7 protein-coding genes and 2 pseudogenes are annotated in these 8,318 nt (G+C 73.6%); 8 read left to right on the top strand and 1 reads right to left on the bottom strand.

Annotated features, from left to right (window positions below):
- A pseudogene (locus ABZW32_RS37990) lies at nt 1–85 on the top strand (VOC family protein); the annotation flags it as partial.
- Between the two features lie 34 nt (nt 86–119).
- Here the strand turns inward: ABZW32_RS37990 and ABZW32_RS37985 are convergent.
- On the bottom strand, nt 120–977 hold the full coding sequence (locus ABZW32_RS37985; RefSeq protein WP_356225227.1) for a helix-turn-helix transcriptional regulator: 858 nt from the start codon (nt 975–977) through the stop codon (nt 120–122).
- Between the two features lie 257 nt (nt 978–1,234).
- Here ABZW32_RS37985 and ABZW32_RS37980 point away from each other — a divergent pair, with 257 nt between their 5' ends.
- From ABZW32_RS37980 to ABZW32_RS37950, 7 genes and pseudogenes are all read left to right on the top strand, one after another.
- Nucleotides 1,235–1,516: a hypothetical protein gene (locus tag ABZW32_RS37980; protein ID WP_356225225.1), complete on the top strand. Its 282-nt coding sequence runs from the start codon at nt 1,235–1,237 to the stop codon at nt 1,514–1,516.
- Nucleotides 1,517–1,591: 75 nt separating this feature from the next.
- Complete coding sequence (locus tag ABZW32_RS37975) at nt 1,592–2,392, top strand: alpha/beta fold hydrolase (RefSeq protein ID WP_356225223.1); 801 nt, start codon at nt 1,592–1,594, stop codon at nt 2,390–2,392.
- 38 nt (nt 2,393–2,430) lie between these two features.
- Complete coding sequence (locus ABZW32_RS37970; protein WP_356225221.1) at nt 2,431–3,324, top strand: isocitrate lyase/phosphoenolpyruvate mutase family protein; 894 nt, start codon at nt 2,431–2,433, stop codon at nt 3,322–3,324.
- Entirely contained in the window at nt 3,321–4,487 is a 1,167-nt protein-coding gene (locus ABZW32_RS37965; RefSeq protein ID WP_356225219.1) for a 3-oxoacyl-ACP synthase, read from the top strand. The genes ABZW32_RS37970 and ABZW32_RS37965 overlap by 4 nt, the downstream gene beginning before the upstream one ends.
- Before the next feature lies 1 nt (nt 4,488).
- A complete protein-coding gene (locus ABZW32_RS37960) occupies nt 4,489–6,795 on the top strand; it encodes an iron-containing redox enzyme family protein (RefSeq protein WP_356225217.1) in 2,307 nt (768 codons plus the stop codon).
- Between the two features lie 11 nt (nt 6,796–6,806).
- A complete protein-coding gene (locus tag ABZW32_RS37955; RefSeq protein WP_356225215.1) occupies nt 6,807–8,003 on the top strand; it encodes an acyl-CoA dehydrogenase family protein in 1,197 nt (398 codons plus the stop codon).
- A 96-nt stretch (nt 8,004–8,099) separates the two neighbouring features.
- Nucleotides 8,100–8,318, top strand: a pseudogene (locus ABZW32_RS37950) (hypothetical protein); the annotation flags it as partial.

Raw genomic sequence — 8,318 nt, 5'->3', positions numbered from 1 at the left:
GTCCGCCGAATTCCTGGCGCACATCCTCGACCTCGAAGTCGGCCCCGAGTGGGGTCCCTTCGTCCCGGTGTCCACCGCGAACGGGCCGGCGCGGGCTGCCGTGCCGGTCCTCCCCGGGGTCACAGGACGTAGGTGGCCTCGTTGCGGCCCAGGAGGTAGCCGAGCTGTAATCGGTTCAGGGCTCCGAGTTCCTGCTTGATGGCCGCGATGTGGGCCTGGAGGGAACGTTCGCTGATGCCTATGCGGCGCGCGATCGCCTTGTCCGAGTAACCCTCCACCAGCAGTCGACTGATGGACTCCCGGATCGCCGGGACGACCTCGTCGGCCGCCTTCGCCGCGTGCAGCGGGACGAAGGGAAAGGGCTTCGCCCGGTCCCAGGCCTTGTCGAACGTGTCGCGAAGAAATCGTACGATAGTCGGTTCGGTAATGGAGATCGCCGTGGTACGGTCCTCGTTCGCCGAAATGAAGGCGACATCGTCGACAATGATCAAACGGTCAAAGAATTCTTCCAGGGTGCGAACCTGGGCGCCGTATTCCGTTACGGCGCGGACATATTCCTTGGTCGCCTCGTCGAATCTCGTGGTGTGCTGATACAGGGTCCGCATGGCGATCCCCGCGGAGATGTGCCGGCGCACGGATTCCAGCGCGTCCTTCAGCACCGCGCTCGGCCGTGCCCCGTCGGGCTGCGCCGTGAGGATGTCCCGGCGTACCGCGCCCAGTGCCTCGTTGATCGCCGTCGAGATGCTGCCCAGGCCGTGCAGGTACCGGACTCCGGGGCCCACGACCTCCTCGTCCGGCCGCGACTCCACCGCGGGCGCCGGGGTGGGCCGGGCCGCCTGCTGCGCGGCTTCCTGCGCCAGCAGGCCCAGGTGCGTTGCGAGTTCCCGCAAGAACGCCTGCGGTTCCCCCGCCGCAGCCGCGCACAGCGCTTCAGGTGCACCGCTTTGTGCGGTTTTGGCGTATTTAACTACGTCCACGTGCCACCCCCCTCTGTCCGGTATGCAGCTGTTTATGGCGGTTGAGACCCCGTGGGTTCCCGCAATGCGTAAACCGGAGCCATCGTAGGTCTACCTCGTCGTGACCCGGCAGGGGAGATTTGGTCTCACCGCAGGAACGAACACCGACAAGGCGCCCCGGAGATCAGCACCGCCGGAAACCCGCCTCGGTTTGGCGTTCCTGGAATGGCCGAAGACGAAACGACTTGAGGGGACTGGGCAAAATGGGGAAGAACCACATGGTGACTCGTCGGGCCGGCCGCGTTTCGGGAATCCGCGGCCGCGCGGTTCTCGCCGCCGCGGGCATCGCCCTCGGCGTCGGTACGGCGGTCACCGGCCTCGCCCACGGTGCCTCCACGGCCGACTCCGTCAGCCACCTGCGCCTCGGCGACGTCGGCTGGAACAACGCGAACCCGCACGTCGTCGCCGGTGACGCCGGTGACGTCGGCTGGAACAACCCGCAGCCCGGCACCACCCCCACCCCCCAGCCCACCTCCACCAACGACGTTGGCTGGAATTGATCCACCACCACGGCCCCGTACTGCACTGCTTCCCCTCGCGCCTCCGACCGACCGGCAAAGGAATGGCTGATCCTCGTGGTTGCCTCGCCCTGGTTCCTGACGAACGAGACCACGGCCGGCCCTGACCCCGCCGCCGCCCGCGTCTACTGCTTCCCGCACGCCGGCGGGAACCCCCGGACCTTCCTCGACTGGCAGCCCGCCATGGAGCCCGACGCGCGGATCCTCGCCGTCTGCCCGCCCGGCCGCGGCCACCGCTTCCGCGAACCGGCCCCCGCCTCCCTCGCCGAGCTCGCCGACGGCGCCGCCACCGCCATCACCCTCGCCGCCGACGCCGACCGGCCCTTCCTCCTCTTCGGCCACAGCTTCGGAGCCGCCCTCGCCTTCGAAGTCGCCCGCCGCCTCGACGGCATCCGCGGTTTCGCCGGCCTCGTCGCCTCCGGCTGCTCCGCCCCCTCGCTGCTGCCGACCCCCCGCGTGGTCGAGGCCGCCGCACTGGAGGGCCGCGCCTTCACCGAGGCCGTCCGGTTCTTCGGCGGACTGCCCCCCGAGGTGATCGAGGACGAAGCCGTACAGGAACTGCTCCTGCCGCACCTGAAGGCCGACTTCCGGATGGTCGCCGGCTACCGCTACGCGCCGGACACCCCCCTCACGGTTCCGCTCACCCTCCTCAACGGCGCCGACGACCCCCACGTCAGCCCCGCCGCGCTCGGCCCCTGGGCCCGCGAGTGCGCCGCCGAGCCGGAGCTCCACTGGACGCCGGGCGGCCACTTCTACTTCGAGGACCGGCCGCACGCCGTCACCGCCGTCCTGCGCCCCCTGGCCCGCGCGGCCGCGGCGGCGACCCGCAGCGGAGATGAGTACGTTGAGCTGATCTGACCAACCGGCCGACGCACCCCAGCACTTGCGAGGAACCCATGACCAGCACCACCGACGCCGCCCGACTCCGGCGCGCCGTCGCCTTCCGGGACCTGCACACCGGCCCCCGCCCCTTCGTCGTCCCCAACCCCTGGGACGCCGGCACCGCACGCATCCTGGCCTCCTTCGGCTTCGCCGCCCTCGCCACCACCGGCGCGGGACTCGCCCACAGCCTCGGCCGCCCCGACGGCGCCAACCAGCTCAGCCGCGCCGAGATCCTGGACAACGCCGCCGCGATCGTGGACGCCACCGGCCTGCCCGTCACCGCCGACCTGGAGAGCGGATTCGGGGAACGCCCCGAGGACGTCGCCGAGACCATCCGGCTGGCCGCCGCCGCCGGCCTGGTCGGCGGCTCCGTCGAGGACTCCACGGGCCGCGACGAGGACCCCGTGCGCCCGCTCGACGAGGCCGTGGAGCGGGTCGCCGCCGCCGTCGAGGCCGCGAAGGGGCTCGACTTCCCCTTCACCGTCACCGCCCGCGCCGAGAACTTCTTCCAGGGCCTGCCCGACCTCGACGACACCATCCGCCGCCTGAAGGCGTACGAGGCCGCCGGCGCCGACGTGCTCTACGCCCCGGGCCTGCCGGACGCCGAGTCGATCCGCGCCGTCTGCTCCGCCGTGGACCGGCCCGTCAACGTCCTGATGACCGGCGCCCTCAAACTGTCCGTCGCCGACCTCGGGGACCTCGGCGTGCGCCGCGTCAGCACCGGATCGGCCCTGTCCCGGGCGGCCCTCGGCGCCCTCGTCCGCGCCGCCCGTGAGATCACCGGGTCCGGCACCTTCGACTTCGGCCTGGACGCCCTCCCGTACGCCGAGGCCAACACCCTCCTGGCCCCCGCCGCCCCCGCCCCGTCCGCCCCGTCCGCCGACCGAGAGAGCGATCCGGCACCGTGAGCCTTCCGTACGCGTCACCCGCCGCCTCCGCGTTATCCGCGGCCCCCGCCGTCCACCTGTCCGCGCCCCGCTACGTCCTCGGCGAACTCCCCGCCGCCCACACCACGGTCGACGGCCTGGCGGAGCGGGCCCGTACGTTCGGCATGCCTCCCCGTGCCGAACTGTGGGGCTGGGGCACCGTCCACCGCACCGCCAAGGCCCTGGAGACCCTCGCCGCCGAGACCGCCCGCGCCACCCTCGACGGCGCGGGCACCGCCCCGGCGGACGTGGACTGCCTCATCCTGTGCTCCACCCGCTTCCCCGGCGGCCCCCGCACCCACGGCGCGTTCGTGGAGAACGTCCTGGCCGCCACCGGTCTCGGCGCGGCCGCCTTCACCGGCCTCACCCTCGGCCGCTGCGCCAACCTCCTCGCGGGCATCCGCACCGGACAGGCCTACGTCGCCTCCGGGATGTACCGCACGGTCATGGTGGTCACCGCCGACCGGGTGACCGACGAGGCCGTCCGCATGGAGAACTTCGCGCTCTTCAGCGACGGCGCCGCCTCGTGCCTGATCAGCGCCGACCCCCTCGGCCCGGACGCCTACGAGATCGTCGCGGGCGCCGGGGCCCAGGACCCGGCCGGTCTCGACTGGTCCAACGAGATCAGCTCCGACCTCGCCCGCGAGGTCAACCGGCAGATCCTCGAAGAGGCCGGGATGAAGATCGGCGACATCCAGGGGGTGCTCCACCCCAACCTCTACAAGCCGCTGGTCGTCCTCAAGGAACGGCAGGCCGGCTTCACCCGCGAGCAGCTCTTCCTGGACAACATCCCGCGCGTGGGCCACTGCTTCGCCGCCGACCCGCTGATCAACCTCGTCGACCGCGAGGCGGCCGGGGAGCTGAAGCCCCGCGGGCACTACCTGCTCGCCTCCAGCGTCCCGGGCGTGCGGATCGGCGTCCTGCTGCGCAAGCTCCCCGCGCCCGACGCGGCGACCGGGACCGAGGCGGCAACCGCGCCCGACGCGGCGACCGCTGCCGAGACCGCGACCGACCCGGCGACCGCTTCCGAGACCGAAGGCGCGGCCCCGACCGCGACCGCTTCCGCGACCGCTTCCGAGACCGAAGGCGCGGCCCCGACCGCGACCGCTTCCGCGACCGCCACCGCCCGGCAGGGGGACCACTGACATGAACGCGCCCCTCACCCCCGGCGAGGAGACCTCCCTCGACATGGCGCGCGGCTCCTTCGCGCCCGCCTTCACCCTGCCCGACCTGACCACCTCCCTCCCGCCCGCCCCCTTCGAGGCCTCCCCGTCCGGCGCGGCCGAGGCCGCGCGGATCACCGCCCTGCCCCCCGCGGGTCTGTTCCGCCGGCTCCTCGCCGACCAGGAGAGCGAGGGCGTCCTGCTCGCCGCCCGCCGGGTCCTCGCCGCCTTCCTGGCCCCCGAGCCCGACGACCCGGAGCTCCGGGAGCCCGCCGACGCCGACGAGGTCGCCGCCCAGGTGCTCGCCGCCCGCACCGAACTCGCCGCCGTCCTCGCCCCGCTGCGCACCCACCCCGACCCCGAGGTGCGCTCGGCCGTCCTGCGCCAGCGCGCCCCCCTCGCGCTGACCGGCGGCTGCTGGCTGGACACCCTCTCGCAGGCCGCGACCCAGCCCGCCGAGATCGTCGGCCGCCTCTTCGGGCAGCACTGGCTGCTCCAGGGCGAGGGCACCTCCGAGGCCGGCATGCTCGGCCGCCGCCGCCGGGCCCTGGTCGGCCACGGCGTGTTCCTGTCCGGGGTGGAGGCCGCCGCCTTCCTCGACGAGACCGGCGCCCGCCCGCTCACCGCCCTGCACGGCGCCTTCCACCTGGCCCTGTCCCGGCTGCCGGCCTCCTTCCTCCCCGAGGTCGTCGGCGTCCACTACGCCGCCCACGCGCTCGGCCTGGACGACCTGCTGCTCGGCATCGAGCCGATGCTCGCCGAGAGCGACGTGCGCCCGCTGCTCGCCGCCTACCTCTCCTTCACCGAGCAGTCGCCCACCGGGGCGGAGGACCGCCGCCGCGCGCTGGCCGCCGTACGCCTCCTCGTACGCCTGGAACGCGAGCACACCGCGGCCCTCGCCGAGCTCGCCGCCTGGCACGACGGGCTCTCGCTGGACGCCCGGGTCGCGCGGATCGTCGAGCGGCACGCCCCGCACGCGGGCCGCCAGCACCGCGCGGTGCGCCTGGGCACCCGCAAGCTCACCGACTGGCTCGACGACGGGCAGCTCGACCCGGCCGCCTTCGTACGGGAGTTCCGCACCGCCCGCCAGATCCGGCCCGCCCGCGACGGCGGCCCCTGCCGCTTCCTGAAGTCCATCAAGTTCGGCGGCCCCATGTTCGGCATCTTCGACGAACGGGAGGCGGCGGTCCTGGCCGCCTGGGCGCAGGCCGTCGCCGACGGCGAGCCCGCGGGCGCGGACCTCGTGCCCACCACCGCGGGCGACGAGCCGGCCCGTGCCTGGAGCGGCCGGCTCGCCACCGTGCGGCCCGCCGACGTGCTCGTCCGCGAACCCGAGGACCCCGGCGACCACCGCCGCTTCTTCCACCGCCTCGTCACCTTCGAGCGCCACCCGAACGTGCTGCCGCAGGCCCGCGCCCGCGCCGAGGCCGGGCTGGCCGACGCCGAACTGCTCTTCGCGCACGGGGCCGGAGGCGTCCTGACCGACGCGAGCTGGTTCCCGTACACGCCCGAGGCGCTGATGGAGCGGGTCGAGCGGATCTACTGGGACAAGCTGGTGGACCCGTACGAGCCGCTCACCGAGATCCCCTCCCGCGACGAAGTGGTCTTCGAGCAGTCGACGTACGCCCTCGGCAGCCTCATCGACGGCACCTGGGCGCACCGGATCGGCAACCTGGGCCGCCGCGGCCGGCGCAGCGACGACCTGCTCTTCTCCATCTACGCGGACGAGATGGGCCGCGGCGACATGGCCAAGAACCACATCACGATCATCCACAAGGTGCTGGCCAGCATGGACATGGACCTGCCGCACATCCGGCAGGAGGCGTTCCTGCACCAGGGCGACCTGCCGGACCACCTGTACGGCTTCTCCATCCACCAGGTGTGCCTGTCGCTCTTCCCCGACAGCCTCTACAACGAGATCCTCGGCTACAACCTGGGCATCGAGATGTTCGGCCTCGGCGCGATGCGGCTGCACGAGATCCAGAAGCTGCGCCGCCACGGCCTCGACGTCTCCTACGAAGAGGCCCACCTGTCCATCGACAACTTCTCGGCGGGCCACGCCCGCCAGTCGGCCGAGATCGTCGTGGCCTACCTCGACGAGGTGCTGCGCGGTTCCGGCGAGGAGGCCGTGCAGCGCGAATGGCGCCGCATCTGGCGCGGCTACGCCTCCTTCGCCTACTTCGTCGAACACGCCCTGGTGAAGCGGGTCCGCGCCGCCGAGGCCGCCGCCGAGGCCGCCCCCGAGCCGGTCGCCGCCCCTGCCGACACCCCCGCCGACCTGGTCATCTGAGGAGCCGGACGATGGAACTGACGACGAGCTTCGACCCCGAGGTCCTCGCCCTGCCCTTCTACGAGGACTCCCACCGCCGCCTCGCCGAGGAGGCCGGGGCCTGGTGCGACAGCAACCGGGTGCTGTGGGAGGAGATCCGCGCCCTCGACCCGGACGCGGCCGGGCGCCGGCTCGTGCGCGCCCTGGGCACGGCGGGCTGGCTGGCCGAACTGGACCCCCGGGGCGCCCCGGTGGACGACTTCCGCGCGGTGTGCCTGCGCCGCGAGGCCCTCGCGTACGCGGAGGACCTCGCCGACTTCGCCTTCTCCATCCAGGCACTGGCCGCGACCCCGCTGCTGCGCTTCGGCAGCGAGGCGCAGCGCCGCCGCTACCTGCCGGGGATGGCCGCCGGGACCCTGATCGGCGCCTTCGCGGTCTCCGAGAAGGAGGCCGGCTCGGACGTGGCCTCGGTGGGGCTGGAGGCGGTCAAGGACGCGGCGGACGGTTCGTACGTGCTCGACGGGCGCAAGGCCTGGATCGCCAACGGGACCATCGCCGACGTGTTCGTGGTCATCGCCCGCACCGGGCAGGGCCCCGGCCCGCTGGGACTGTCGGCCTTCCTGGTGCCCGCGTCGACCCCCGGTCTGCGGGTCGAGCGGATCGACGCCATCGCCCCGCGGTCCTTCGCACACCTGTCGTTCGAGGGGTGCCGGCTGCCCGCGGACGCGCTGCTGGGGCGACCGGGGAAGGGGTTCGTGGTCGCCGTCGACCTGCTGGAGCGGTTCCGTACGACGGTCGGCGCGGCGGCCCTCGGCTTCGCCCGGCGGGCCTTCGACACCGCGCTCGCCCACGTCCTGGGGCGGGAGGCCTACGGGGCCACCCTGTTCGACCTCCAGCTGGTGAAGGCCTCCCTCGCCGACATGGAGGTGCAGCTGAACGCGGCCGCGCTGCTGGTGGCGCGGGCCGCCTGGGAGACCGACCGCGGCAGCCGCCGCTTCGCCCGGCACTCCAACATCGCGAAGGTGCACGCCACCGAGGCCGCCCAGGGGGTCGTCGACGCGGCCGTGCAGCTGCTCGGGGCGGCGGGCATCGTGCAGGGCTCGGTCACCGAGCGGCTGTACCGGCAGATCCGCTCCCTGCGCGTCTACGAGGGCACCTCGGAGGTGCTCAGGATGGCCATCGCGGGCTCCCTCGACATGCGCAGGGCGGCCCGCGCGACGGCCGCCTGACCCTCATCACCCCGCCCCTTCTTCACCCCGCTCGCCCCTGCTTCACCCGCTCGGCCCGCACCGCCCGCACCACCCGTTCGACAAGGAGTCTTCCCAGTGAGCACCACGACCGTCACCCCCGTCGAGGCCGTCCGCCTCCCGGACCCCTACCCCTTCTACGCGCGCCTGGTGGCCGAGCGCCCCTTCGCCTTCGACGAGGCGCTCGGGGCCTGGGTGGCGGCCGACGCGGCCGCGGTGCGCGCGGTGCTCGGCAGCGGCGTCCTGCGGGTACGGCCCGTGGCGGAGCCGGTTCCGGCCGGGATCGCCGGCACGGCC

Origin of the sequence: Streptomyces sp. NPDC004667, assembly GCF_040609475.1 — a bacterium.
GTDB lineage: Bacteria > Actinomycetota > Actinomycetes > Streptomycetales > Streptomycetaceae > Streptomyces.
Note: the sequence above shows the minus strand (reverse complement) of the source record. Positions and strands in the feature narration are given on the sequence as shown.

What these genes read in the sequence shown, in the direction of transcription:
- ABZW32_RS37980 (WP_356225225.1), top strand. Translation starts at nt 1,235, where the DNA reads ATGGTGACTCGTCGGGCCGGCCGCGTTTCGGGAATCCGCGGCCGCGCG.
- ABZW32_RS37970 (WP_356225221.1), top strand. Translation starts at nt 2,431, where the DNA reads ATGACCAGCACCACCGACGCCGCCCGACTCCGGCGCGCCGTCGCCTTC.
- ABZW32_RS37960 (WP_356225217.1), top strand. Translation starts at nt 4,489, where the DNA reads ATGAACGCGCCCCTCACCCCCGGCGAGGAGACCTCCCTCGACATGGCG.
- ABZW32_RS37955 (WP_356225215.1), top strand. Translation starts at nt 6,807, where the DNA reads ATGGAACTGACGACGAGCTTCGACCCCGAGGTCCTCGCCCTGCCCTTC.